The sequence below is a fragment of the Nitratireductor sp. ATLC21 genome (assembly GCF_057196525.1).
The window spans coordinates 72,702-96,632 of the sequence record NZ_JBXUOU010000002.1 but is presented as its reverse complement, the minus strand read 5'-3'; the positions used below and the strand labels follow the sequence as shown (position 1 = coordinate 96,632).

The following is a 23,931-nucleotide window of genomic DNA, read 5'->3' as shown; positions in this document are numbered from 1 at the left end:
ACCTCTTCGACCTCCCAGAGCCCCAAGCCTGTCAAATCGAATTCCGATGTAGTCGGCTTACACACTATGCGTAGCCGAAAGGGACGATGTCAATTCGCTCTCAGACGTCGAACAATACTTGAACCGAAAAGCACGGCCCCAAAACCAAACGCAATAAACATTCCATTGGTTCCCGGATTTTCAAAATAAAGTTTCTCAGGCTTCTGAATAGGCACTTGGACGTCCAGGCTACCCACAACATTGAGGTCAAAAGCATCGAGAATGCGGCCTGAAGAGTCGATCACAGCGGAGATCCCGGCGTTGGCCGCGCGCAGCAGCGGACGGCCGTTTTCAACAGCGCGTATGCGGGCCTGTCTAAAATGCTGATATGGGCCGGGTGTCATCCCAAACCAGGCATCATTCGTGAGATTGAGAAGAACATCCGACTGATCCGCTACCGCAGAGACCAAGTGCGGGAAAATGATTTCGTAGCATATGAAAGGCATCACACGAACGCCCTCGGCAAGGTTGATAGGGCGGCGCGCGCCACCCGCCGTGAACGGCCCTGCCGACTGCACGATTTCTTCAATACCCATGTTATTCAACAGGTTGGCAAACGGTACATACTCGCCAAAAGGAACGAGATGGACCTTGTCGACAGCGTCAACGATCGTTCCGTCCTGAGCGATTGCAACAACCGAATTGTAATAGCGGGTTCTTCCCAGACCATCATCGCCCTCAGCCCGAACGGCTCCGGTCAGAAGCAGTTGCCCCTCGTCCAGCGCTTCGCCAAGCTGAACCAAGGCTTCAGGCCGCTCAGTGAACAGAAATGGAACGGCTGTTTCCGGCCAGACGATCAGCTCGGGCTTCTCCGTCCCACTCGCGACCTGACGCTGGGTAAGGTCCAGCAGGATGTTGAAGATGCGTGTTTGTTCTGAAGAATCCCATTTCTCGGTCTGCTTGATGGACGGCTGAACGATGCGTACCGACAAAAAATCATTAGCCTTAACTTCTCTCGAAAGACTTAGATAACCATAAGCAAACTGTATTGAGACCAAACCGATAGCCGTAATACTGCCAATCAGAAGATGCCGACGTGTCCCCAGCAAGGCTGGCATTGAAAACACCAGGACTGCCAAGAAGTTCATACCTGCCAGCCCAAATACCTTAGCCGACTGCATACTCAGGAGGGTGGGCATGGCGGCATAGCCGATCGCGCCCCAAGGAAATCCCGTGAAGATTATCCCTCTTATCGATTCAGCAACACCAAAAAAGAATGCAAGAGAAATTATCCTCAGAATTCCATCATGCCAGAACAAGCGTGCGAAAACCGCAGAAACTGCGTAGAATATCGAAAGAAAAGCAGGCAATCCAACAATTGCAAGAGGAACAGCCCAAGCAAAATTTCCGGCGTCTACCAGCAATGCATTGCCGATCCACCAGAGCCCAAGCATAAAATATCCGAATCCGAACCACCAACCCGTCTTAAACGCTGGAATTACAAGCGAACGCAGGCCGCGCCCCTCACCGACCGCGCCGTCCAGCAGCCAAACCAGGACGGGAAAGGACACAAAGCAGGCAGCGAAAAAGTCAAATGGCGGTTGCGCCAGCGACGCAAACCCGCCCGCGAGAAAGGCGACGAGCGACCGGCGCCATCCACTCAGCAACACAACCCGTCCGGCAAGGCTCTCCATGCACCCATCCGCGAAACCCGAATCACACGACAAGCAGTATCAGCAGTTTGCCGCGCTTTGAAACCGTATCGCGGGTTTGGAAGTCAGGAGCTACAAATTGTCGCCGGCTCGCAGCGATCTTCTCCGACGTTCAGACGCCCGATTATGCACGATGCGCACACGCTTTACCCGGCGCGGGTCAGCATCCATGACCTGAAATTCAAATCCGGGAATGGCCTGAACCACCTCGCCTCGTGCCGGGACCCGCCCCAGAACATTGAAAATCACGCCGCCAATCGTGTCCACGTCTTCAGAATGCTCTTCAGCATGAAAATCGTCGCCGATCACTTCGGCCACGTCTTCGATCTCCGCTTTGGCATCCACAACGAAAACATCCTCGCCAACCTGCTCGATCAGGGGCGCGTCATCGTCGTGCTCATCTTCGATATCGCCGACGACCATTTCAACAATGTCTTCCAGCGAAACGAGTCCGTCGGTTCCCCCATATTCATCGATCACGAGAGCCATTTGCGTGCGTGAAGCCTGCATGCGCGCCATCAAATCCGATGCGAGCATGGAAGGGGGCACAAAAAGAATGGAACGGGGGAGGCTGAGTTCCCCGATAGAGCGGTCGAGATCCACCTTACCTAGATCAAACGCTGCCGGTTCAGGCGTTTTTCTCGCCCGGCCTCGTTTGGCTCTTGCCGTCTTGGTGATGTGGGTTACCACATCGCGGATGTGCACCATGCCACGTGGATCGTCGAGCGTCTCGCCGTACACCGGCATGCGGGAATGTCCCGACCGCTCGAACGCATTCAAAAGTTCGCCAAGCGTTGTATTGAGATCCACTGCCTCGATATCGGCGCGCGGCACCATAACATCCTCGACACGCAGTTCTCGCAGTCGAAGAATGTTCTTGAGCATGGCCCTTTCACCAGGGGAAAAGGCCGCCGTATCGTGTGTGTGTTCGTCCAGCGCGTCCGCGAGATCGTCGCGCAGCGAGGAACCATTTCGAATGCCCAGCGCTGCCATCATTCTCTCCCAAAGGGACTGGCGGTTGCCGGTGTTTCGTTGGGGAGGCCTACTAGACCCCTCCTCCCCCTCCTCGGGGGACTTTGTCTCGCTGGCGGGCATGTCCCCCGTCGCGATCATCGTGTTCTCTGTCATGGCCGTCTGTTCAATTGAGCCTTTCAGTTATGCATAGGGATCGGAAATGGCAAGTGTTCGCAGCGCTTTGCGCTCCAATTCTTCCATTTCTTCAGCCTCTTCATCGGTCTCGTGGTCATATCCCATGATATGCAAAAAACCATGAACGATCAGATGCGTCAGATGATGATCAAACTGCTTGCCCTCTTCTGCTGCTTCCCGCGCGACGGTCTCATACGCCAGGATAATGTCACCAAGGGGCTGCAATTCATCTCCCGAATTGATCATCTCAGGCGCTGGAAAGGAAAGTACATTGGTGGGCTTGTTCTTGCCGCGCCATTCCCGGTTCAGCACCTGGATTTCAGCGTCGCCGGTGAAGAGCAGGCTGATCGCACCGCCCTCATCCGGCTCAGATCCAATCACGGATACGGCGGCGCGAATGGCTCGCTCGGCCAGTGCCTGAAGCGCAGTTTCCGATGCCCAGCTACCCGCCTCGATAGCGACGTCCACAACGATTTCCGGCTTTTCACCGGCAGGAGGAATATCGTCCATCAGCCTGCGCGGATCAGCCCCGCGCCTTCCTGTCATAGGCCCGGACAATCGCAGCCACCAATGGATGGCGCACCACATCCTTCTCGTCGAAGCGGACGGTGACGATGCCGGGCACATCTCCCAGCACCTCAAGCGCTTCGACCAGGCCCGATTTCGTGTTGGGCGGGAGGTCGATCTGGCTCGGGTCGCCGGTGACGATCATGCGGGCGTTCTCGCCAAGCCGCGTCAAAAACATCTTCATCTGCATCGGCGTGGTGTTCTGCGCCTCATCGAGGATCACCACCGAATTGGCCAGCGTGCGTCCGCGCATGAATGCAAGCGGCGCGATTTCGATCACGTCGGCCGCAAGAGCGCGCTCGACCTTCTCCGCCGGGATCATGTCGTAAAGCGCGTCATAGAGCGGGCGCAGATAGGGATCGACCTTCTCGCGCATGTCACCCGGCAGAAAGCCCAGCCGCTCGCCGGCCTCGACCGCCGGCCGCGACAAAATGATGCGGTCCACCGCACCGCGCTCCAGAAGCATGGCAGCGTAGGCCACCGCAAGGAAGGTCTTGCCCGTACCCGCGGGACCGATGCCAAACACCAGCTCCGAGCGCTCAAGCGCCCGCATATAGGCGTCCTGATTGGCCGAGCGCGCATGCACGGTGCGCTTGCGCGTGGAAATCTGCGCGGCGGCGAGCTTTCCCTTGCTTTCCATGGTCGGAAAGGTGAGCTGCTCATCGGCGGCGATGGCCAGCCGTACGGCGCCATCCACATCGGAGGGGGCAAGCTCTGTCCCCTTTTGAAGGAGATCGTAGAGATAATCGAGTGCGCGGCGCGCCTGTGCGGCGGCAACGCTCTCCCCCTTGACGGTGAGCTGATTGCCCTTGGAGCGAATATCGACGCCGAGCCGCTGCTCGATCTGGGCCAGATTTTCGTCAAAGGGCCCGTAAAGGGCGCTGGCCAGCTTGTTGTCATCGAAGGTCAGCACGATATGTGCCATGTCGGAGGCCCCGGAGGGCATGTTCTTCAACTCAGTGCTGGCGGTCAAACGCCTCTCCTTTACGACACCGGCTCTGCAAACAGGCTGTTTGGGCCGGCCTGCGTGATTCGAACATGAATAATGTCACCGATTTCGCCCGCTTTTTCATCAAGAATCACAGGCTGAAGCCAAGGCGAACGGCCAACACGCTGCCCCGGCTGACGGCCGGGCTTTTCCAGAAGCACATCCATCTCGCTGCCGACCAAGCTCTGAACGAAAGTGCGCTGCTGTTCGACAAGCAGTGCCTGCAGCGCCTGAAGCCGCTCATCCTTGACCGTTTCGGGCACCTGATCGCCCAGATCCGCCCCCGGCGTGCCCGGACGGGGCGAATATTTGAACGAGAACGCCTGCGCATAGGTCACGTCGCGGATCAGCTGCATCGTGTCCTCGAAATCAGCGTCGGTCTCACCGGGAAAACCGACGATGAAATCGCCCGACATGGCGATGTCTGGCCGCGCGTTGCGGATGCGGTCGATCAGCCGCCGGTAATCATCGCCCGTGTGCTTGCGGTTCATTGCTTTCAGGATGCGGTCGGAACCGGACTGCACCGGAAGGTGGAGATAAGGCATCAGTTTGGGCAGATCGCGGTGGGCGGCGATCAGCGCGTCGTCCATGTCACGCGGATGGCTGGTCGTGTAGCGTAGACGGTCGAGACCGGGGATTTCCGCCAGCCGGAACAGAAGCTCGCCAAGCCCCCATTCGCGTCCATCGGCACCCTCGCCATGCCAGGCGTTGACGTTCTGCCCCAGCAGCGTCACTTCGCGCACGCCGCCCTCGGCCAGGCGCTCCGCCTCGGCGACGATCTGCGCCACGGGGCGCGAGATTTCCGAACCACGCGTATAGGGCACGACGCAGAAGGTGCAGAACTTGTCGCAGCCTTCCTGAACAGTGAGGAATGCCGTCACGCCGCGATTGCGCACCACGCGTTTCTGTGGCTGCGGCAGATGCTCGAACTTGTCCTCGATGGCGTATTCGGTCTCGACGATCTTTTCACCGCCGAGCGCCCGCTTCACCACCTTGGGCAGGCGGTGATAGGTCTGCGGCCCGATCACCAGATCCACGGCAGGCGCACGGCGGAGAATCTCCTGCCCCTCGGCCTGTGCCACGCATCCGGCCACGCCAATCACCATTTCGCGGCCGGCCTGGCTGCGCTCTTCCTTGAGCTGGCGAATGCGGCCGAGCTCGGAATACACCTTCTCCGCCGCCTTTTCGCGGATGTGGCAGGTGTTGAGAAGAACGAGGTCCGCCTCTTCGATCTGCTCCGTTGGCGCATAGCCGTCGGCTGCCAGCGCATCGGACATGCGCTGCGAATCGTAGACATTCATCTGGCAGCCATAGGTTTTCACGAAAACCTTCTTGTTGGCTGCAGGGGCGGCGACGGCCTCTCCATCGGAAGCGGCTGCGCCGGAATGATGCAAAGAATTCTGTTCCATACCGCGCTTCCTAACGCTTTTGCATGTCAAAAAACAGACGGTTTTTGCCATGTGGCGCGCCTGTGTCGCCGAAGCACCTCGATAAACGCCTTCAATGCGGGAGATTTCTGGCGCCGGTCAGGATAGTAAAGGTGATAACGGCTCCAGGATGGCGCATAGGGTTCGAGACAGGTTTCAAGGGTCCCTTCCGCCAAATCCGCTGCAGCCAGCGGCTCGAACACATATCCGAGGCCTATGCCACGGCGCACCGCTTCAAGCAGAACCGCCGTCCCATTGACGGTGAGCGTACCCGACACGGCAACCTCTATCGGCCTACCTGATTTTTGAAACAGCCACCGATAGCGAACCCCATGTGTGGCGAGCCGATAATTGATGCAATCATGACGTCTCAGATCCTCGAGCTCGCGTGGCTTTCCATGGCGTTCGAAATAGCGAGGCGATCCCACCACCACGCCACGGAGATCGGGGCTGATGGGGAGCGCTGCCATGTCCTTTTCCAGATGACCCGCCAATCGAACACCGGCATCGAAACCGCCATTCACGATATCTGTAAGCCGGTCACTCACATGCAGGTCGACCTCGACTGCAGGATAACGTTTCTGAAGTTCGGCGATTGCCGGAACGAGAATGGTCTGTCCGGGATGTTCCAACGTGGTTATGCGCACCGTGCCCGCTGGCTCGGTGGCTCCACTCTTTGCGCGCGTGAGACTGTCGGATATCTGCATCAGCGCCGGGCCGACATCTTCGAGAAGCCTGCTCCCGGCCTCCGTGAGGCGCACACTGCGTGTGGTGCGCGCCAGAAGCGCGATGCCAAGCCGGGCCTCGAGCTCCCGGATCGTCTGGCTGACACCTGATTGCGCCCGGTTGAGTTGTCGAGAGGCCCGCGTGAAGCTTCCCGCTTCCGCCACGGCTTTCAACACGATCAGAGCGGACAGATCCTGGCGATCCATTTATCATCTCATATGAATAACCATATCAGATTTATCAGTGTAGTGCTCTTTGCGCGGGACTTCTATCCAGCACGCAGACAATTTTGCGAAAGGATGTGTCCCATGAAACTTCTAAAGACCGCCATGGTCGCGCTTGCCGTGATGACCGCTTCTCCAACGCTGGCCGACACCCCAAAGGTGCTTCTTGTCCCCGGCATCGGGATGGAAGGGGCCGCCTGGCGTCCCGTTCTGGAAAAGCTCGTGGAAAAGGGGCTGGAGGCAAGGATTGTGCAACTGCCCTTCACGTCCATGTCGGACGATGTGTCGGCAACACGGCGCGCCATCAAACTGGTAGAGGGGCCGGTGGTTCTTGTCGGCCATTCCTACGGCGGAATGGTCATCACCCAGGCCGCTCAGGACCCGGCTGCAAAAGCGCTTGTTTATGTCGCCGCATTCCAGCCTGAGGTCGGCGACAGCCTTGCATCGTTGAATGCGTCGATGCCATCTGCCATGGCCGCAGATGCTTTGACGATCTCGGAGGACGGCTACTTTACCGTGAAACACAACGTCTGGCTGAAGGACGTGGCAAACGGGATTTCACCTGCGGACGCAGCCTATACGGTCAGGGCGCAGGCTGCGGCGAACGCTGAGATCATGACCGAGACGGCAAAAATAGCAGCATGGCATGACCTGCCAGCCTGGTCGGCTGTTGCGACGCTGGATCGCACGGTCTCACCGGAGCTGCAAAAATGGATGTCCGAGCGCTCGGGCGCGCAAACGATCGAGATCGCCGCCGGGCATCTTGTTCAGATGAGCCACCCGAACGAGGTTGCCGAACTGATCGAGCGCGCCGTCGCTTCCGTTCAATAAGCGCAGCTATCTTGCTACCAGATATTTCGGGCGCTGCGGCTTACGACCGCAGCGCCTGCACGAGCATTGCGCGGACCTGGTCTTCCGCTTCACGCGCGATTTTTTTCCGCTCGCCTGCGGCAGAGAATGGGAGAGGCGATCCAAATCGGACCTCCACATCGAGAGGCCGCGCGGCAAGGACAAGACGGAGATGGGGCACCAGATCCAGGTCGCCGATCCATGAAATGGTCGAGCGTTCGCGCCGGTCCAGCTTCAACCCGTGGCTTGCCAGGTAGACGATGGCTGCAGGCTGGATTGTCACCTGCCCGCTCTTATCCTCCCCGAGAGCAAGCTGCGCTGCGCCGAAAAGCGTGCTCTTGAATGGCAAGACCTTGTTGCCATCACCGGTCGTGCCCTCGGCAAAAAGCACCATCGGATCCCCGTCGGAAAGCCGTTCGGCGATCTCCCGCGCCTGCTCCGGCGAGGTGCGGCGGCGCTCGCGTTCGACGAAGACGGACCGCTGCTGGCGCGCGAATGTGCCGAGGATCGGCCAGCTGCGCATTTCCGACTTGGCGATGAAGTGCACGCCATCAAGCGAGCCAAGCACCAGAATATCGAGCCAGGAGACATGGTTGGCGACGATCATCTGCGGGCGCGCCCGCGACGGACACCCTTCCATACGCACGCGCACACCGAGGACACGCAGGGTGAGCCTGTGCCAGAGGCGCGGCACGATGCGGTCACTGAACAATCCGGTTCTGAGCGCAATCTCCTGCACCACCATGAGCGGCAGTGTGTAGACCGCGACAATGACGATTGCGATGAGGAAATGTAATGTGCTGAACATCAGGTTGCAGGCTACCGCAGGTCGCGGCGCATCACCAGCGCACTTGTAGGCCTGCCGTTCGCATCGCGATAATAGTCGGGCCGCCCTCCGACCTGCCGGAAGCCGAGGCGACGGTAGAGCGCGATGGCAGGCATGTTGGTTTCGTCCACCTCTAGAAAAAGTGCCGCTGCCCTGTCGCCATGCATCTTGAATAGCACGGCATCCATCAATTGTCGGCCAAGCCCGTGGCGGCGCTGATTGCGGGCGACAAGAATGGTGAGGATCTCGCCTTCATCCGCCGCCTGCCGCGCAAGCACGAACCCGGCAAGCTGCGGCGGCCTTCTGCCGATTTCGGAAACCGCGAAACCGAACACGCCCTCCTGTGTGAGGAGCGCTTCAAACTCCGCATCGCTCCACGGTCGAGCAAAATCTTCGGCGTGCATGTCGGCCAAAACCAGGCTGTCCGCGACCTCCAGCGGTCGCACGACAAACTCTCGCTTTCTCGGAAAGAGCGCCATCAGCCTTCCTTTCGCGGGAGCGCGAAATTCCGCTGCGGGGCAGCGTCGGGTGCGCGCAGATAGAGCGGCTTCGGCGGCTCGCTGCCCGCCCCCTTCGCGGCCGCCAGCCGGGCGAAGGTCAGAATATCCGCTGTCGCGCCGGCTGGCTGGATGTCGAGCGCCGGCGAGCCCGCCGCGGCCACAAGCTCTGCGGCGACGCCGTAGACGACTGCATTCTCGGCAAAGGCCCATTCGGCCAGCCGCTCCGCTGACTGGCTCTGAGGTTCGAGGAGAAGGCGTCCTTCACTGTCGAAGCCTGCGGCGAAGAGATTTGGTGCGCGCTGCCCCAGCGCAACGAGGAGGGCACGCCCGGGAAACGTCTCGCGCGCTTCCGCGCCAAGTGCTTCCAGCGTGGAAACGCCAATGGCCGGTACATTGAGCGCAAGCGCCAGACCGCGTGCGACGGATACGCCGACCCGCACACCGGTGAACGACCCCGGCCCAACGGAAACGGCCACGGCGCCAAGTGCGTCATAGCTGAGACCGGCAGTCTTCAGCGCGCCTTCGATGACGGACATGACGTGTTCGGCATGCCCCTTGCCCAGGTCCAGCACGTACCGACTGAGCTCTTCATCCGTATCGGTTTCAAGAACGCAGGCGGCGCAGAGCGCCGCTGCGGTATCGATTGCAAGAATCTTCATTCAGGCACAGTCCGGCGACCTGTTGTTGTTACCGCCGGCGAATCCGATGCGCCATCAGCGGGTCATGATGCTCTACTTGCACTGTCTTGCGCCTTGAGTTCAAGGCGGCGTGCATGCAGAACCGGCTCGGTGTAGCCATTGGGCTGTTCCCGCCCCTTGAACACAAGGTCGCAGGCCGCCTGAAAGGCAATGGAATTGTCGAAATCCGGCGCCATCGGGCGATAGAGCGGATCGCCGGCATTCTGCCGGTCGACGACCGCCGCCATGCGCTTCATCGTTTCCATGACCTGCTCTTTGCTGGCGACGCCATGATGCAGCCAATTTGCCATGTGCTGGGCGGAAATGCGCAGCGTCGCGCGGTCTTCCATCAGGCCCACATCGTTGATGTCCGGCACCTTGGAGCAGCCGACGCCCTGATCGATCCAGCGCACCACATAGCCCAGAATGCCCTGCGCGTTGTTGTCGAGCTCCTTCTGGATTTCCTCCGGCGTCCAGTTGGGCCGCGTGGCGACCGGCACAGAGAGAATATCGGAAAGCGCTGCGCGCTTGCGGCTCTTGAGTTCCGCCTGCATCGCATGCACATCCACCTGATGATAATGCGTGGCGTGGAGGGTGGCCGCCGTGGGTGACGGCACCCATGCCGTGTTGGCACCGGCCTTCGGATGGCCAATCTTCTGCTCCAGCATCGCCGCCATCAGATCGGGCATGGCCCACATGCCCTTGCCGATCTGGGCGTGGCCGGAAAGACCACACTCAAGGCCGATATCGACATTCCAGTTCTCATAGGCCGAGATCCAGGCGGCCTGCTTCATGTCGCCCTTGCGGATCATCGGGCCGGCTTCCATGGAGGTGTGGATCTCGTCGCCCGTGCGGTCGAGAAAGCCGGTGTTGATGAAGACCACCCGCTCGCGCGCGGCGCGGATGCACTCCTTGAGGTTCACCGTGGTGCGCCGCTCCTCGTCCATAATGCCCATCTTGATGGTGTTGGGCGCCATGCCGAGTGCTTTCTCGACGCGGCCGAACAGTTCCACCGCGAAGGCCACCTCTTCAGGCCCGTGCATCTTCGGCTTCACCACATACATGGAGCCCGTACGGCTGTTCATGCGGCGGCCATTCGGCCCGACATCGTGCAGCGCGATGGCGGCGGTGAAGAGCGCGTCCATGATGCCTTCCGGCACCTCGTTGCCATCGGCGTCGAGAATGGCCGGATTGGTCATCAGGTGACCGACATTGCGCACCAGCATCAGCGAACGGCCGGGCAGCCTGAGCGTGCCGCCATCGGGCGCGATGTATTCACGATCGGGGTTCAGGCGGCGGGTGAAGGTCTTGTCGCCCTTCGTTACCTGCTCTTCGAGATCACCCTTCATCAGGCCGAGCCAGTTGCGATAGACGACAACCTTGTCTTCGGCATCCACGGCGGCAACGGAATCCTCGCAATCCTGGATCGTGGTCAGAGCCGATTCCAGCACCACATCGGCAATGCCCGCCTTGTCGGTCTTGCCAATCGGGTGGTTGCGGTCGATCACGACCTCCGCATGCATGCCATTGGTGGCGAGCAGAACGGCGGTCGGCTGATCGGCCCCACCCCGATAGCCGACGAATTTCGAAGCATCCTTCAGGCGCGCTTCACCGCCATCGGTCTTCGCCACAAGCTGACCGTCGACAACCGAAAGCCCGGTAATTTCAGTCCAGGAAACACCATCGAGCGGCGCGCTGCCATCGAGGAAGGCGCGCGCCCAGGCGATGACCTTTTCGCCGCGCTTCGGATTGTAGCCCTTGCCCTTTTCCGCGCCGTCCTCCTCGGAAATGGCGTCCGTGCCGTAAAGCGCATCGTAGAGCGAGCCCCAGCGCGCATTGGCCGCGTTGAGCGCATAGCGCGCATTCATAACCGGCACGACGAGTTGGGGACCGGCGACGCTGGCGATTTCCGGATCGACATTTTGTGTTGAGACGGAGAAGGCGTCACCTTCCGGCAACAAATAGCCGATCTCGCGCAGGAAGGCCTGATAGGCTTCCTGATCGGCAGGTGCGCCGTTTTCCCTGTACCAGGCGTCAATCTTTTCCTGCAGCGCGTCGCGCTTGGCCAGCAGCGCACGGTTTTTCGGCGCCAGATCGCGGAGGATATCCGAAAGCGCCTTCCAGAATATGTCGGGGTCTACACCCGTGCCGGGCAGTGCCTCTTCTACGGCGAAATCGCGCAGCTCTTCCGCAACCTTCAACCCATGAAGCTCAACGCGATTTTCCATTTGGCGGACACTCCTCTTCCCGATGTCAGACATGATGCACTGCTTTCACCACGCCAGCGGCACGGGGTCAATTCGCCGGATGGCGAAAGAAGTTTCAATCTCAGACGCGGTTGCGTGTCATTCGCGGACGCCCAGAGGCCAGCGCGACAATCCGCGCTTCCAGAAACCGACGCACGCCCTCGACATCAACTGCATTGACCTCTCGGGTGACGTGCACTTCGGCCTGTTCAGCGCCCGCTCCACGTGCCCTGTCGCGCAGATCGCGCTTCAGCACCTGCTCGGCAAAGGCCATTGCCTCTTCCTCATCTGCAAAATCATGCAATTCTTCCGCAACGCGCACCCGGTAGACGCCTTCTCGCGGTTGCCCGATATGCGCTTCGCATCTCACACTCACACGGCCAACAACAGCGCCAATGGCATTGGCCACATCTGCATGCTCTGGCAGCACACAATCCCCGCGGAGCAATTTTCCCAGCCCAGAGTAATGCAAGGGTGCAGAGGCTCCCAAGCCGATTACGGGACGGTCGAGCGAAACCTGGAAACGCGCAACGCTCTGCTCCCCATCGAGCGCCCGGCGTAAAAGCTCGTGCTCGATGAGCGATCTGCCGTCGAGTCCGGCCTCACATAAAGCCGTTTCAAGAACAGCTTCGGCAGAGCGGCGCGCAAGAAGCGCCAGCACACGTTCGCAGAAGGCATCCGCATCCAATGCGAGCGGCTGCCCGCTGCCATCGCGTCGTCTGGCGAAGAGCGCTGCGCCAAGACGCGCCGCCTCCGCATCCCATCCGGTCTGCTGCCCAAGAACGTGGGCGGCATCGGTCGGAGTAAAGCCGATCAAGGAGACAAGACCACGCGCGACGAGGCGGTTGAGCGGCGCCAGCTGTGCGCTCGAATGAAGGACTGTTTCCAGCGCGACCGGCTGTTGCCCCAACCGAGCATAGAGGGCACCCTCGTTCTGCGAGAGGCCCGCCGCGTGACGCGCCGGCATACCACTCTGGCACACGAACCGCCCATCCAGACGGTTGGTGAGAGATCTGCTCTGCTGCTTCTGGAGAACATTGAGGATCTGCTCTCGATGAAGATGGGCGGCCAGTGATAAAGGGATCAACCGACGTGGTCCGAGCACAAGGCGACCGCTCAACCCGCCCTCCTCGATGCTCACTTCGGAATCTCCGCCAAGCCCGAACGTGCGCATTGCCACCGCCTCGACCATGGTGCGATGACCGCCCACAGTCGCCCCCTGCGGATCGATGCGTGGCTGACCGTTTTCGAGGACGGCAATGTCAGTGGTCGTACCACCGATATCGGAAACGATGGCGCGGTCGAGCCCTGTCAGGTACCGCGCGCCGACCAGACTGGCAGCCGGGCCGGACAGGATGGTCTCGATGGGCCTGCTGCGGGCGAACTCCGCCGAAACGAGCGCGCCATCTCCCCGCACCACCATCAGCGGCGAGCGAATGCCACGCTGTTTGAGAAAACTCTCAGTGGCAACCACAAGGCGATCGATCAATGCGATGAGCCGCGCATTGAGAAGGGTTGTCAGCGCGCGGCGTGGGCCGCCAAGCTGGGCGGAAAGCTCATGACTGATCGTGACCGGCAGATCGGTGCGAGCACGGATGAAGTCCCTGACAGCAATCTCATGAGCAGGGTTGCGTACCGCGAAATAGGCACAGACGGCAAAGGCCGTCACATTTTTTGCCAGCGCATCAATTTGAGCTTCAAGCCGCCCCATCTCCAGCGGCGTTTCATTGCCGTGCACGTCATGTCCGCCCGGTAAAAATATTACCGGGTCCGACCGCAGTGCATTGCGCAATCCCGCGTGGGTAAGATCGGTTTCCGAGAACCCGACCATCACCAGCGCGACGCGGCCGCCCTGACCTTCCACCAGCGCGTTGGTGGCGAGGGTGGTCGACATAGAGACGAGGCCAATCCGGCGCACAGGTGCGGACGCCTTCGCCAGCACGGCATCAACAGCACCCGCGATGCCTTCTGCCAGATCGTGCCGTGTCGTCAACGCTTTCGCCTTGCCGACAACGCCCAATCGCTCGCAGAACAGAATAGCATCTGTGTAGGTGCCGCCGGTGTCTATCCCCAGCAACAGCGCTTCGTCCGATGTCCCCTTTTGGATCATGACAGGCCCCGGCCACGCGACAATGCGTTTTGGCACCATAACGCCATCTGATTGTTTTAGCCGCAGTTTTGCGGCGCGCTCTGTTTCCACACCGACAGAATTTGCTCTACACTGCAGGGATGGCGTTCGTGGACCTTCTGATCGAGATTGCGAATTGGGTACAAGCCAAGCTCGTCAATCTCGCCAATCCCTGGACCTTGTACCAGCTCGCGATCATTGGGCTGTTGTTCATTGTCGCAAAGCTGGCGTCACGCAGATTGGAAAACAGCCTTGAAGCGCGCGCTCGGCGCATCAAGGGCCATCAGGGTCTCCTGCGCGTCATCGTGGCGCTGATGCGGCGCACCGACTGGATCCTGTTTGTTATCCTGCTTTTCGTGGTGCTGACGGTGTTGCGCTCGCTCACCTGGCCGAGCCGGACCCTGCTGCTCTCGCTTGCCCTCTCGCTCTCGCTCGCCTGGCTTTTCACCTCGGTGGTGTCGCGCATCATCCGCAACCGGCTGCTTGCCAGAACCATCGGCTGGATCGCGTGGACCTATGCGGCCATTGTCATTCTCGGCATTGACGACGAGGCAGCCGCATTTCTTGACACGCTGGCCCTGCCACTCGGCACGACCCGTTTGAGCGCATTGGTGCTGCTCAAAGCGGCCGTGCTTCTCACGGGCACGGTCTGGCTCGCCATCGCACTTGGCAATTATTTCGATGAGCGTGTTCAACGATCCGACGAGCTCACCCCATCCATCCGCGTGCTACTGGGCAAGTTGGTCAAGATCGGTCTTGTCATCGCCGCCGGCGCTATCGCGCTATCCACCGTCGGTGTGGACCTGACCGCTCTCACCGTCTTTTCCGGCGCAGTCGGCGTGGGGCTTGGCTTCGGTCTGCAGAAGGTCGTTTCCAACTTCATCTCGGGCATCATCATCCTGCTCGACAAGTCCATCAAACCGGGCGACACGATCACGCTCGGCGATACATTCGGCTGGATCCGCGAGCTCAGGGCGCGGTTCGTGTCCGTCATCACCCGCGACGGTCGCGAATATCTCATTCCAAACGAGGATTTCATCACCCAGCAGGTGATCAACTGGTCGTTCAGCGACGAGATGGTGCGCCTCGACGTGCCGTTTGGCGTTTCCTACGAGGCCGACCCGCATCAGGTTTCGGCCCTTGCCATCGAAGCGGCCATGAGTGTCGGCCGTGTGGACGCGGACCGGAGGCCGGTCTGCTGGCTGACGGGGTTCGGTGAATCCTCGCTCGATTTCGTGCTGCGCTTCTGGATCCGCGATCCACAGCAGGGGCTCACCAATGTGCGCGGCAAAGTGTTGCTCGCGCTTTGGGACACGCTGAAGGAAAACGGGATCGAGATCCCCTATCCGCACCGCGAAGTGATCATGAAACGCCCGGCAGGCGGACAGATCGCCGGCTGAGCGCAGAGTGCAAAACGCCGGCGCGAGGCCGGCGTCTGGCGGTTCATTGCGTTTTGGCTTCTTTTTTCTTCGCCGCGTCGTCCATCAGCTCATACCACATCGCGTTGAGCACAGCGAAAGCTGCGGCGAGTGGGAAGCCAAGCAACCATGCAAAATACCACATGTCGTGAACTCCTTTTGTCTCACGGCAACGCTCAGTAAGCGTGCCCTTTGCCTTGCTCGATTTCGTTCTTGTCGACCTTGCCCCACAGCACCCTGTAGACCCAGCTCGTGTAGGCGACGATCAAGGGAATGAAAAACGCCGTCACAACCAGCATGATGAACAGGGTCAGGTGGCTCGACGAGGCGTCCCACACCGTCAGACTGGCTCCCGGTGCGATGGAAGACGGCAGGATGAACGGGAACATCGACAGCCCCACCGTGGAGATGATGCCGATGATCGACATCGCGCTGGCAAGCAGGGTCGGCACCTCACGCCGCGCGCGGAACAGAACGAGCGCGAGGGCCGCGCCGACAAAACCGAGGGCCGGTGCGATCATCATCCATGGATGGGCCGCGTAATTGTCGAACCAGGCGCCGCCAGCCTGCTCCACGGTCTTGGCAAGAGGGTTGGACGGACCGTCGGTAACGATGGCGCTGGTGATGCGGAACCCATCGATGCCTGCCCAAAGCCAGAGCCCCCCGAGCGCAAAAATCACGATCGTTGCAATGGCAGCAATGCTGCCGAATGTGCGGCTGCGCGCGGCAACGGGTCCCTCGGTCTTCACCATCAGCCAGGATGCGCCATGCATGATGAGCATCGCCACCGAGAGAAGACCGCACAGGAGCGCAAACGGGTTAAGCAGCTCGAACAATGTCGTGCCTTCGTAGAATATCCGCAGGTCATTCTCGAGCCGGAACGGCACCCCCTGCAGGACATTGCCAACCGCAACGCCGAAGATCAGCGCCGGCACGAAACCGCCAATGAACAGCGCCCAGTCCCAGGTGGTTCGCCAGGCGGGGTTCTCGCGCTTCGACCGATATTTGAACGCCACGGGACGCAGGATGAGCGCGAAGACCACGGCGAACATGGCAAGATAGAAGCCCGAGAAGGACACCGCATAAAGCGGCGGCCAGGCCGCAAAGATGGCGCCGCCTCCCAGGATCAGCCAGACCTGATTGCCTTCCCAGACGGGGCCGACGGCATTGATCACGACGCGGCGCTCCGTGTCGGTCTTCGCCACGAAGGGCAGGAGCGTTCCGGTCCCAAGGTCGAAACCGTCTGTGACGGCAAAGCCGATCAGCAACACGCCGAGCAGCCCCCACCAAATCACACGCAGCGTTTCATAGTCGATAAGAGTGTGCAGGATCATTGTTCTTACTCCGCCGGAACGAAAGCACGCGGGCCGAACTCGGCCTCGGGCTCTTCGTCTGGTTCAGGCCCCTTGCGAATGGCGCGCAGCATCAGCGTCATTTCGACGATGAAGAGCACGGTGTAGATCAGCGAGAAGCCGATGATCGTCATCAGCACCGTGGAAGCGCCAAGGTTCGATACCGCCACGGCCGTGGGCAGAACGCCCTCGATAATCCATGGCTGACGCCCGAACTCCGCGACGATCCAGCCGCATTCGGCGGCGATCCACGGAAGCGGGATGGCAAAGACCGCGATGCGCAGGAGGAATGGATAGCGATCCAGCCTGTGCCGCGCCGACAGATAGAAGAACACTCCCATCAACAGGATGAAGAAGAAGCCCAGACCAACCATGATGCGGAAGGTCCAGAACAGCGTCGGCACGTTTGGAACCGTGTCGTTTGCCGCCTGGGTTATCTGCGCGTCCGTCGCTTCACGCGGATCGTCGAGATAGGGCTTCAGAAGCAGCGCGTATCCGAGGTCCGCGCCGCTTTCTTCAAATGCATTTTTCACATCATCGGGAATGGCATCCGTGCTGCCGGCGGCGCGGATTTTCTGCAGGGCATCATAGGCGATGATGCCGTTTCTGATGCGCTCTTCCGCGTGTTCGACCAGCTCATCGATGCCCGGGATCTGCGTATCAAGCGAGCGCGTCGCGATGATGCCCATCACCCAGGGGATGTGTACGGCATAGTGCGTTTCGCGTGCTTCCTGGTCCGGGAAGCCGAACGCCGTGAAGGAAGCCGGCGCCGGCTCCGTCTCCCACATGGCCTCAACGGCGGCGAGCTTCATCTTCTGATGTTCGGTGGCGAGATAGCCGCTTTCATCGCCCAGCACCACGACCGAGAGAGCAGCAGCCAAACCGAAAGAAGCAGCAACAGTCATTGAGCGCTTGGCAAGCTCCAGATGCCTGCCCTTGAGCACATACCAGGCGGAGACGCCCAGAACGAAAACCGAGGCCGTGACATAACCGGCCGAGACGGTGTGAACGAACTTCGCCTGCGCCACCGGGTTCATGAGCACGGCGTAAAAATCCGTGACTTCCATGCGCATGGTCTGGGGATTGAAGGCTGAACCCACGGGGTTCTGCATCCAGCCGTTTGCGATCAGGATCCAGAGTGCCGAGAAATTGGAGCCGATGGCGACCGCCCATGCCGAGGCAAGGTGGCCAAGCTTGGAGAGTTTGTCCCAGCCGAAAAAGAACAGGCCGACAAAGGTCGCCTCCAGAAAGAAGGCCATCAGGCCCTCAATGGCCAGAGGTGCACCGAAGATATCGCCGACATAGTGGCTGTAATAACTCCAGTTCATGCCGAACTGGAACTCCATGACGATGCCTGTGGCGACGCCGAGCACGAAATTGATGCCGAAGAGCGTGCCCCAGAATTTCGTCATCTGCCGCCAGATGGTGCGGCCCGTCATCACATAAACCGTCTCCATGATGGCGACCAGCACCGACAGTCCGAGGGTCAGCGGGACGAACAGAAAGTGGTAGAGCGCGGTGATCGCGAATTGCAACCGCGAGAGATCGACGATGTTCAGTTCCATTGTACCATCCGGCTGTCCGGCTCCTTTGGTCGTCGGGGGGAAGCGCTCATTCCGGTCTCAGACCGTCGAGCAGAAAACGGTATTCAGCGGTGCCGCGACGCGCCTCGGCGAGGAGGCGGCCCCGTTCCATGCGCAGAATGCGGTCAGCGCCTTCCGCCTCGCGGCGGATATGTGTCGACACCACGAGCGTCCTGCCGGCCTCAAATCGTCCAACCCGCGCGATCACGTCGTTGGCGGTTTCACGGTCCAGCCCCTCGGTGGGCTCGTCGAGCAACCAGACCGGCGCGTCCCGCAGCAACAGCCGGGCCAGCGCAAGCCTCCGGGCCTGCCCGGTGGAAAGGCCCGTACCGCCCTCGCCCAGCATGGTGTCGAGCCCATTCGGCAAGCGTTGCAGCAAACGTGACAGGCCTGCCGCTTCCAGCGCGGCATGCATCTCGTCTTCGCTGGCCCCTGGGTTGGCCAGCGCGAGATTGCCGCGCAGCGTGTCGCTGAACAGCTCCGTGCGCTGTGTAAACAGGATTGCGGGAAGGCTGGCGACCGCGCCATCGACAAGCGTCATCTCGCCGGCGAGAGCCGCCAGCAGCGATGACTTGCCGGCTCCGCTCGCACCAATCACCGCAATGCGTTCACCCTGTTCGATCTGCAGCGAAACACCGGCAAGCGCCGGATAGGCTGCACCCGGATGCGCCGCGGTAACATGCGTCAGATATGCCGCCGTCTGCGCGGCTTCCAGCTCATTGTTTGCCGGCGTATTTTCTTGTGCTCTCAGCCGTGGGCCGACGCGGCGGACGGCTGAGAGCGTACGACCAAGCTCGACAGCACCACGCCGCAGGGCAGCAAACGGTTCTGTCGCGGTCAGGCCGATGAGCAGCGCCAGTGCGGCGACGGGTGCGCTGATGCGCCCGGCTCTCGCGAGTTCCGCGCCGGCGACCAGAATAGCGGCGATCAGCACCGCGCCGGCGATGCCGAGTGCGATGCTGACGCCCGTTTCCGTCCTGTTCATCGCATCGTCGGCCTCGGCCAGGTGCCGATCGGCCTTGGCAATTGCCTCACGCTGGGCGGAGATCCGCCCGGCCATGGCGAGTTCGCTTTGCCCGCGCACAAGGTCAATGCTGCGCGCACGCAGCACCTCAAGCGCGTGCGCGCGGCGGCGTGCCGGCTTTTGGGCGCGGCGCGCAGCGATCGTGGGCACACCGAGCCCGACTGCCAGGAGGAACAGCGAAGAAGCGACGCCAAGCCGGATGTCGATGAACCCAAGCGCCAGACCGGCAACGACAGCCGCACCGGCTGCCGAAAACAGCGGCACGAGCACGCGCAGGTAAAGCGAGTCCAGCGCGTCGATGTCGTTTGTTAGCCGGAAAAGTAAACGGGCAGGCCGCGCTGCCATGGCGCGCGCGGCACCTGCGACCGCCGAGCAGCGAAACAGCCTTTCGCGCAGTTCGGCCAGCACTTCCAGCGTTGCATCATGGGTGACGATGCGTTCGCCATAGCGCGATGCCGTGCGGGCGAGCGCCAGGAAGCGAATGCCGGCGGATGGTGCAAACACATCGAAGGCGAGGGCTGTCGCCAGCGAAAGCCCGGCGATGGCCGTGGCAGTTATGAACCAGCCCGAGAGTCCAAGAAGCGCGATGCCGCACAAAACGGTGGCGAGCGAGAGGAGTGCGCCGGCCAGAAGCCTGCTGCGGTTGCCGGACCAGAAGAGCGAAGCGACAGCGCGAAGATTGCGATTGCCGGTCATGACCTGGCTCCTGCCGTTTCGGGTGCGTTCAGTGTGATGACGCGATCCATGCGGGCGGCAAGCACGGGATCATGCGTGGCAACGACCAGCGTCTTGCCGCTGCTAACGCGCAAAAGGCTTTCGGTGATCTCGCGCGCGGTTTCACGGTCGAGATGAGCGGTCGGTTCATCGGCCAGAACCAAACCGGCCTGCGGTGTCGCGCTAGCGCGCGCCAGCGCCAACCGGAGTGCCTCGCCACCGGAAAGGCCAAAGCCGCCTTCGCCGATCATCGCCGGCCCGCGCCGAGCCGCAAGTTCCGACAGGCTTACCGCCTCGAGCGCCGCCGAAACACGCGCCGGATCCACATCGGCGCGGCCCATTGTTACATTGCTCCTGATCGTGCCGGGGAAGATGTGCGGATCCTGCCCGATCCAGGCGATGGAGGCGCGCAGGTGTGTGGCATTTGCGCTATCCACGACCAGTCCGCCGATGCGAATGGTCCCGCTCTCCGGCACGACCAGTCCCGCAATGAGCGCAAGCAGTGTGGATTTTCCCTCGCCGCTCGGCGCAACAAGCGCGATGCGCTCGCCGGGCTTCACCTCAAGGTCGAAATCGTGAAAGACCGGGGCGGCCCCTTCCACGTGGCGGAAGACAAGCCCTTCGACGGACAGCGACAGCGCCCCGCCAGCTCCGACCCGTCCGCCCTTCGCGGAAGACGCGACGAGGGTCTTTCGCCCCGACGCTGCCAGCTTCTTCAACGCGTCGAAAGCAGCCTCGCCCGATGCCCGGTCATGCCAGACAGCGGAGAGATCGCGCAGCGGCTCGAAGAAGGACGGCGCCAGAAGCAGGATGAACAGCCCCTCGGCCAGAGAGAGCCTGCCGCCCCATGCGCCGAAATTCAGTTCACCAAGCAGGTGAAAGCCTACATAGACGGCAACCATGGCGACCCCGAGCGCAGCAAAGAGTTCCAGCACGGCGGAGGAAAGAAACGCAATGCGCAACACGGCCATTGTGCGGCTTCGAAGGTCTTCGGCACTGGCTCGCAGCTGCGTTGCCGTGCGATCCACGGCTTCGAAACTGCGGATCGTTGTCAGTCCACGCAGCCTGTCCATGAGGAAGGCATTCATGCTGCCCATCTCGGCGAGTTGCTCTTCGCTTGCCTGCTTGGCGCGCCAGCCGACCAGAGCCATGAAGATCGGGATCAGCGGTGCCGCAATCAGCAGCACCAGCGCCGCCGCCCACGAAAACACCAAAACGCAGGCAAGGATCGCCAAGGGCACGATCATCGCCTTGAAGCGCGCCGGACGGAAGCGGGCCAAATAGGGCACAATGGCCTCAGCCTGCTCGGCAAGGATGCTTGCGGCAAGCCCGGATGACGGCCGCGTAGCATCGAGCGGCGAGGTTTCGGCAAGGGCCGCGACCGCCTCGTTGCGCAACACGCTCAACTGGCTCCGCGCCTGACGAAATGCCAGCCGACTGCCCGCGCCATCCATCACCGCACGCGCGATGCCGAGAACAAGAATGCCAAGGGCCGGCAGCCATGCTGCTGAAGCATCGCCACCCGCGGCAATGCCGCCGACCGCCAGCGCCAGAAGACCCGCCTGCGGAAGCCAGAGCAGCGATGCAGCCCCTTGAAGAAACACTGCAGCTCTGCTGACCCCACCGCGCGCAGACAAGGTTTCCGCAATCTTGCCCGGCTGCGCCTGCAGCATCACCGCAGCGGTGCGCGCGGCTGCCCGCGGGGGGCGTCTTCCAATGCCGGCGTCGAGCGTTGTCATGACGTCTTCGGCTCCGTGCGCTTGCGGCCGAGCGAGACAATGCGGTCCTTGGCGTCGAGCAGTCTTGTTACCTTTGCACCGAGGTTCAGCAAGGTCGCCAGTTGCTCCGTTTCCAGATGCTTCACATCGTCATACCACTTCGTCAACTGCTCGATGAGGGTCTGCATCTCGGCGAGGCGGGCCTGGGCGTGGCGCTCTTCCTCGCTGCCGGGTGTCTGCATCAGAAGCTCGCGGAGGACCGACAGCGTGGGATCGACCTCGCGCTTCTTGCGCTCTTCAGCCAGCGTCCGCAGAATCTGCCAGACATCGTCCGGTGTCGTGAAATAATCCCTCCTGTCATCGGGAATATGCTTCAGGATAACGAGATTCCAAGCCTGAAGCTCGCGCAGGCTCATGGAGACATTGGACCGCGAAATGGACAGCGCATCGACAATGTCATCCGCGCAGAGAGGCTTGGAAGACGCATAAAGCAGCGCATAAATCTGCCCCACCGTGCGGTTGATGCCCCAGCGGCTGCCCATTTCTCCAAAGTGCAACACGAAGGATTGCAGGAGGGGTGGGAGGTTCATAACGTGCCGTCCTGACATGAATTTCAGAAATTACTGAAATTCATGTACGAGCGCGCATGTGTTCTGACAAGCGTGGATGGAATGGTGCGCCGTTATGCAGCAGGCAAGGTCTGGCATCCGACGCGAGCAACGGCAATGCGACGCGATACCGGAAAGGTGAAAGACCTCGTCAGCGCGCTGAACGCGTGGGTACCTTGAAACGTGCCACGAGCCGCATCCCCAAGACGCCCAGAACGAGGAACATCCACACCGGGTCCGTCCGGCGGAAGAAGAAGCTTTCGAGGAATGCGTTGAACATGCTGAACGTCACCACCATCATGAAGAAGTCGGCGAGAAAGATGTTTTCGCGATAATGCGGTGTGCGCATGTAATCGCGAAGCGGCACGAGAAGAAGTGCGCAAACAGCTACAGCAAGGGCGGGAAGCCCCATACCGAGAGCAATATCGATATAGCCATTGTGGCCATGCACAATGCCGCGAATATCCCAAGGTCGGTCGAACGGCTGGTCTGAGGTGAAAACGAGCTCTGTCAGCCAGAAATTGTCGAAACCGTATCCAAAGATCGGCCTCTGGGCGATCATGTCGCCGGCAAAATCCCAGACCGGTGTTCGTCCGGTGTAGGTCAGGTCAGGCGCAAGTGTCGCGGCCAGCTCCCTGACCGGGCCGATAAAGACGATGCCGAGGGTGGCGACCGCTAGCGCACTGACTGCAGTGACCACGAGGAGCGGCACCAGAAACCGGAGACCAAATATGCCAGGCAACGCGATCAGCATCCCCGCCAACGGAACGGTGGCGGTGGTTGTTTTGGACCCGGTGTGGAAGACAAAGACCATCGCCAGAAGAGCCATTAAGCCCCCAGACCAGCGCCATCCGCGTCGCCAAAGATAAAGGCCGGCAAAGGCCAAACCAGCCATTACTGGCCCGGCGATGTTCTTGTGTGTGAAGACGCCCCGCCAAAGGCCGGCATGTTGTGCTTCCAGATCATAGGCCTGATGAACGGCCACGTCGCGCAGAGCGATAACACCGAAGTAGGAAAGGCCGAGGATCACAAAACCCGCACATGCCAGAACACTCGAAAACGCATCCGCATCGCGCGGCAGTGTCAGGACCGCTGCTACCGTGACAATTCCAATGATCGAGAAGGCGACCGTACGGATCGTGTCACTCGGCACCGGAGTGTTGAGGGTGGCAAGACCCACAAACCCCAGAAGCAATAGCCACCAGGGGCTGAGCAGCGAAACAAGCACCCGTCGGTCCACCAGCATCAGAAGTGACACCACGGCGATCCCACCCAGCGCACCGAAACCGAGCTGGTTGACGATGTCACCACCGTCCCCGGCGAGTTGCGCACCAGAAGGCTGAAACGGCCGAAATGAAACCATCAATACCGTGAGCAGCACCGCTGCGATGACAGTTGAGGGCTGACCTGTCGCGACCATACGCGCCAGGGATGACGATCCATGCCAACGCTGTTCTGCAACGCTGTTCATCGCTTCACACATATCCTGTCGGGCGGCGAACCATGCGCGCTGCGC

20 protein-coding genes are annotated in these 23,931 nt (G+C 61.0%); 2 read left to right on the top strand and 18 right to left on the bottom strand.

Annotated features, from left to right (window positions below; translation table 11 throughout):
* Nucleotides 1-89 precede the first annotated feature (89 nt).
* The 6 genes from lnt to AC2CHD_RS08125 all read right to left on the bottom strand — a co-directional run bounded on the left by lnt (nt 90) and on the right by AC2CHD_RS08125 (nt 6,754).
* Nucleotides 90-1,673 carry an apolipoprotein N-acyltransferase gene (lnt, locus tag AC2CHD_RS08150; RefSeq protein ID WP_484553310.1) on the bottom strand — a complete coding sequence of 528 codons (1,584 nt, stop codon included), beginning with the start codon at nt 1,671-1,673 and terminating at the stop codon, nt 90-92.
* A gap of 90 nt (nt 1,674-1,763) precedes the next feature.
* A complete protein-coding gene (locus tag AC2CHD_RS08145; RefSeq protein WP_229450151.1) occupies nt 1,764-2,684 on the bottom strand; it encodes a hemolysin family protein in 921 nt (306 codons plus the stop codon).
* A 162-nt stretch (nt 2,685-2,846) separates the two neighbouring features.
* Nucleotides 2,847-3,350, bottom strand: a complete 504-nt coding sequence (ybeY, locus tag AC2CHD_RS08140; RefSeq protein WP_484553309.1) for an rRNA maturation RNase YbeY — start codon at nt 3,348-3,350, stop codon at nt 2,847-2,849.
* Between the two features lie 13 nt (nt 3,351-3,363).
* Nucleotides 3,364-4,332 carry a PhoH family protein gene (locus AC2CHD_RS08135; protein WP_484554210.1) on the bottom strand — a complete coding sequence of 323 codons (969 nt, stop codon included), beginning with the start codon at nt 4,330-4,332 and terminating at the stop codon, nt 3,364-3,366.
* A 59-nt stretch (nt 4,333-4,391) separates the two neighbouring features.
* Complete coding sequence (miaB, locus tag AC2CHD_RS08130; RefSeq protein ID WP_484553308.1) at nt 4,392-5,804, bottom strand: tRNA (N6-isopentenyl adenosine(37)-C2)-methylthiotransferase MiaB; 1,413 nt, start codon at nt 5,802-5,804, stop codon at nt 4,392-4,394.
* A 26-nt stretch (nt 5,805-5,830) separates the two neighbouring features.
* Nucleotides 5,831-6,754 carry a LysR family transcriptional regulator gene (locus tag AC2CHD_RS08125; RefSeq protein ID WP_229450149.1) on the bottom strand — a complete coding sequence of 308 codons (924 nt, stop codon included), beginning with the start codon at nt 6,752-6,754 and terminating at the stop codon, nt 5,831-5,833.
* Nucleotides 6,755-6,856: 102 nt separating this feature from the next.
* Between AC2CHD_RS08125 and AC2CHD_RS08120 the strand changes: the two genes are divergently transcribed.
* Nucleotides 6,857-7,603, top strand: coding sequence for an alpha/beta hydrolase (locus AC2CHD_RS08120; RefSeq protein ID WP_484553307.1), 747 nt, complete (start codon nt 6,857-6,859; stop codon nt 7,601-7,603).
* Between the two features lie 40 nt (nt 7,604-7,643).
* On the opposite strand, the gene olsA is transcribed toward AC2CHD_RS08120, so the two are convergent.
* From olsA to AC2CHD_RS08095, 5 genes are all read right to left on the bottom strand, one after another.
* Entirely contained in the window at nt 7,644-8,429 is a 786-nt protein-coding gene (olsA, locus tag AC2CHD_RS08115) for a lyso-ornithine lipid O-acyltransferase (RefSeq protein ID WP_484553306.1), read from the bottom strand.
* An 11-nt stretch (nt 8,430-8,440) separates the two neighbouring features.
* Nucleotides 8,441-8,926, bottom strand: a complete 486-nt coding sequence (locus AC2CHD_RS08110) for a GNAT family N-acetyltransferase (protein WP_484553305.1) — start codon at nt 8,924-8,926, stop codon at nt 8,441-8,443.
* Nucleotides 8,926-9,606: a tRNA (adenosine(37)-N6)-threonylcarbamoyltransferase complex dimerization subunit type 1 TsaB gene (gene tsaB, locus AC2CHD_RS08105; RefSeq protein ID WP_484553304.1), complete on the bottom strand. Its 681-nt coding sequence runs from the start codon at nt 9,604-9,606 to the stop codon at nt 8,926-8,928. The genes AC2CHD_RS08110 and tsaB overlap by 1 nt, the downstream gene beginning before the upstream one ends.
* A gap of 62 nt (nt 9,607-9,668) precedes the next feature.
* Nucleotides 9,669-11,852: a malate synthase G gene (locus AC2CHD_RS08100; protein WP_484553303.1), complete on the bottom strand. Its 2,184-nt coding sequence runs from the start codon at nt 11,850-11,852 to the stop codon at nt 9,669-9,671.
* A 100-nt stretch (nt 11,853-11,952) separates the two neighbouring features.
* The gene (locus tag AC2CHD_RS08095) at nt 11,953-13,980 is read right to left on the bottom strand and encodes a hydantoinase/oxoprolinase N-terminal domain-containing protein (protein WP_484553302.1); all 2,028 of its coding nucleotides are present in this window, start codon (nt 13,978-13,980) and stop codon (nt 11,953-11,955) included.
* A gap of 119 nt (nt 13,981-14,099) precedes the next feature.
* Between AC2CHD_RS08095 and AC2CHD_RS08090 the strand changes: the two genes are divergently transcribed.
* Nucleotides 14,100-15,398, top strand: a complete 1,299-nt coding sequence (locus AC2CHD_RS08090; protein WP_484553301.1) for a mechanosensitive ion channel family protein — start codon at nt 14,100-14,102, stop codon at nt 15,396-15,398.
* A gap of 43 nt (nt 15,399-15,441) precedes the next feature.
* Here the strand turns inward: AC2CHD_RS08090 and cydX are convergent, their stop codons facing one another.
* The 7 genes from cydX to AC2CHD_RS08055 form a co-directional block, all read right to left on the bottom strand.
* Nucleotides 15,442-15,561, bottom strand: coding sequence for a cytochrome bd-I oxidase subunit CydX (gene cydX, locus AC2CHD_RS08085; RefSeq protein WP_229450142.1), 120 nt, complete (start codon nt 15,559-15,561; stop codon nt 15,442-15,444).
* Nucleotides 15,562-15,592: 31 nt separating this feature from the next.
* Nucleotides 15,593-16,750 (bottom strand): cytochrome d ubiquinol oxidase subunit II, encoded by a 1,158-nt coding sequence (gene cydB / locus AC2CHD_RS08080; protein ID WP_484553300.1) that lies wholly within the window; start codon nt 16,748-16,750, stop codon nt 15,593-15,595.
* Between the two features lie 5 nt (nt 16,751-16,755).
* Nucleotides 16,756-18,333, bottom strand: coding sequence for a cytochrome ubiquinol oxidase subunit I (locus AC2CHD_RS08075; protein ID WP_484553299.1), 1,578 nt, complete (start codon nt 18,331-18,333; stop codon nt 16,756-16,758).
* Between the two features lie 46 nt (nt 18,334-18,379).
* On the bottom strand, nt 18,380-20,071 hold the full coding sequence (gene cydC / locus AC2CHD_RS08070; protein WP_484553298.1) for a thiol reductant ABC exporter subunit CydC: 1,692 nt from the start codon (nt 20,069-20,071) through the stop codon (nt 18,380-18,382).
* Nucleotides 20,068-21,762 (bottom strand): thiol reductant ABC exporter subunit CydD, encoded by a 1,695-nt coding sequence (gene cydD, locus AC2CHD_RS08065; RefSeq protein ID WP_484554209.1) that lies wholly within the window; start codon nt 21,760-21,762, stop codon nt 20,068-20,070. Before cydD ends, cydC begins: the two co-directional genes overlap by 4 nt.
* Before the next feature lie 62 nt (nt 21,763-21,824).
* Nucleotides 21,825-22,397, bottom strand: coding sequence for a GbsR/MarR family transcriptional regulator (locus tag AC2CHD_RS08060; protein ID WP_065817386.1), 573 nt, complete (start codon nt 22,395-22,397; stop codon nt 21,825-21,827).
* Nucleotides 22,398-22,566: 169 nt separating this feature from the next.
* A complete protein-coding gene (locus AC2CHD_RS08055; protein WP_484553297.1) occupies nt 22,567-23,886 on the bottom strand; it encodes an O-antigen ligase family protein in 1,320 nt (439 codons plus the stop codon).
* Between the last annotated feature and the right edge of the window lie 45 nt (nt 23,887-23,931).

Coding starts and splice junctions, on each gene's coding strand:
- cydB (WP_484553300.1), bottom strand. CDS start 16,750: ATGATCCTGCACACTCTTATCGACTATGAAACGCTGCGTGTGATTTGG.
- olsA (WP_484553306.1), bottom strand. CDS start 8,429: ATGTTCAGCACATTACATTTCCTCATCGCAATCGTCATTGTCGCGGTC.
- lnt (WP_484553310.1), bottom strand. CDS start 1,673: ATGGAGAGCCTTGCCGGACGGGTTGTGTTGCTGAGTGGATGGCGCCGG.
- cydC (WP_484553298.1), bottom strand. CDS start 20,071: ATGACCGGCAATCGCAATCTTCGCGCTGTCGCTTCGCTCTTCTGGTCC.
- AC2CHD_RS08145 (WP_229450151.1), bottom strand. CDS start 2,684: ATGGCAGCGCTGGGCATTCGAAATGGTTCCTCGCTGCGCGACGATCTC.
- AC2CHD_RS08060 (WP_065817386.1), bottom strand. CDS start 22,397: ATGAACCTCCCACCCCTCCTGCAATCCTTCGTGTTGCACTTTGGAGAA.
- ybeY (WP_484553309.1), bottom strand. CDS start 3,350: ATGGACGATATTCCTCCTGCCGGTGAAAAGCCGGAAATCGTTGTGGAC.
- AC2CHD_RS08125 (WP_229450149.1), bottom strand. CDS start 6,754: ATGGATCGCCAGGATCTGTCCGCTCTGATCGTGTTGAAAGCCGTGGCG.
- AC2CHD_RS08100 (WP_484553303.1), bottom strand. CDS start 11,852: ATGGAAAATCGCGTTGAGCTTCATGGGTTGAAGGTTGCGGAAGAGCTG.
- AC2CHD_RS08095 (WP_484553302.1), bottom strand. CDS start 13,980: ATGATCCAAAAGGGGACATCGGACGAAGCGCTGTTGCTGGGGATAGAC.
- AC2CHD_RS08120 (WP_484553307.1), top strand. CDS start 6,857: ATGAAACTTCTAAAGACCGCCATGGTCGCGCTTGCCGTGATGACCGCT.
- miaB (WP_484553308.1), bottom strand. CDS start 5,804: ATGGAACAGAATTCTTTGCATCATTCCGGCGCAGCCGCTTCCGATGGA.
- AC2CHD_RS08055 (WP_484553297.1), bottom strand. CDS start 23,886: ATGAACAGCGTTGCAGAACAGCGTTGGCATGGATCGTCATCCCTGGCG.
- AC2CHD_RS08135 (WP_484554210.1), bottom strand. CDS start 4,332: ATGGCACATATCGTGCTGACCTTCGATGACAACAAGCTGGCCAGCGCC.
- tsaB (WP_484553304.1), bottom strand. CDS start 9,606: ATGAAGATTCTTGCAATCGATACCGCAGCGGCGCTCTGCGCCGCCTGC.
- cydX (WP_229450142.1), bottom strand. CDS start 15,561: ATGTGGTATTTTGCATGGTTGCTTGGCTTCCCACTCGCCGCAGCTTTC.
- AC2CHD_RS08110 (WP_484553305.1), bottom strand. CDS start 8,926: ATGGCGCTCTTTCCGAGAAAGCGAGAGTTTGTCGTGCGACCGCTGGAG.
- cydD (WP_484554209.1), bottom strand. CDS start 21,762: ATGCTGCAGGCGCAGCCGGGCAAGATTGCGGAAACCTTGTCTGCGCGC.
- AC2CHD_RS08090 (WP_484553301.1), top strand. CDS start 14,100: ATGGCGTTCGTGGACCTTCTGATCGAGATTGCGAATTGGGTACAAGCC.
- AC2CHD_RS08075 (WP_484553299.1), bottom strand. CDS start 18,333: ATGGAACTGAACATCGTCGATCTCTCGCGGTTGCAATTCGCGATCACC.